The following is a 1357-nucleotide window of genomic DNA, read 5'->3' on the forward strand; positions in this document are numbered from 1 at the left end:
GAGCAGATGATCGGTATACCTCTCCCGAATTTTAAAGAAGAGGTTACTCGGATGAGAGAAGATGATCGGATGGCAGGTAGAAGAGAGTACACGCAATTCGAGCGTGAAGTAAGGGTATTAGATAGAATCGTGTGGCAGATGTTATTTAGTAGTAAAGTGGTTAAGATTCAATCTGATAACCTGTTGAACAAGTTTATCAAGAAAGAGAAACAAATTTTTAATGGTAAATTATTATACGTTTTCGAGAATAATCCATATACCGATTTTCCACTTTATTATGACTACACGATTAGTTTTCGTTCGAGAGAATACCCGGTGCTTGATGTTCTGTTTAATCAGATGACCTATATGGCTGATTTTGAAGAATACATGAGACTTACAAATCATAATGCTTTAGGAAGAGTAATTGATAACTCTCACGTGAGGTATTATCTTTCTAAAAATAGTTTCTCAGATGCTCTTTTAGATACCTCGTTTCTGTCAGTTTGGTTGAATGATTTGTTTGGGATAAAAGTCGACCAGCTTAAAGATATACTCTTGTTGTATTCTTCTTCAGAGGAATTGAACAAGTTTCTAGTTGGTTTTGTTCAACAGTATACATTTGAACAAGTTGATTTTAAAATACTTAATGCTGCATATGAAAAGAAGTTTGGAATTGATTTGTTAGAATTTTTACCGCAATGGTATTCGGGAAATAAACTTCCGGCATATATCATAAGAGATTTTAAAATGACTAAGATAATCGAGCCTGGGGCAAATGAGGATGGCATAGGTAATCAACGCCATAAAGTGCAGGTAAGTATATATAATGTTGGAGATGTGGATGGAATTATTTCATTTAATTACTCTTCTAAAAGAGGAATTCAACGGAAAAATTTTTTAGTAAAAAAGAGTGAGGGGCAGAGAATAGAATGGATAGGAGAACAGATGAATTTTAGTGTTGATTTAATTACCAATATAGCCCGGAATAATCCGGGAATAAGATATGTATATGAAAGTTCTACTACTACTGACACTACACAGCGGATAGAGCAATTACCCTTTAGTTATTTTCAACCTCCGGCCAACGAGATTATTGTCAACGAGGATGACGAGGGCTTTCGAATCATTCAACCGAAATCTCGTTTGTTGCTCGGTCGTTTACTCGGTCAACGGGAAGAAGGATATATCACGATTAATGGTAGTTCTCCGTATACCGGAGAGCTTCCAGAGTGGACTTATTTTGCCGCACCTTCTTTCGCTTACGGTGATATCACGGAGGGTTTTGTTTCCAAGAAGGCCGGTAGGGGAGATTTTAGCGTGGAGTGGCATGCTCGAATAGAAAAATCAGGAATGTATGAAATTTTTGTTTATATGA

At 36.5% G+C, this 1357-nt stretch carries 1 protein-coding gene; it reads left to right on the forward strand.

Annotated features, from left to right (window positions below):
* Nucleotides 1-1357, forward strand: a 1357-nt coding sequence (locus tag PGR74_RS14050; RefSeq protein WP_270517383.1) for a hypothetical protein, incomplete at both ends; no start/stop codon positions are given.

This window comes from Sanguibacteroides sp. AM78-02pH3A, assembly GCF_027666085.1.
Taxonomy (GTDB): Bacteria; Bacteroidota; Bacteroidia; order Bacteroidales; family Marinifilaceae; genus Gabonibacter; species Gabonibacter massiliensis.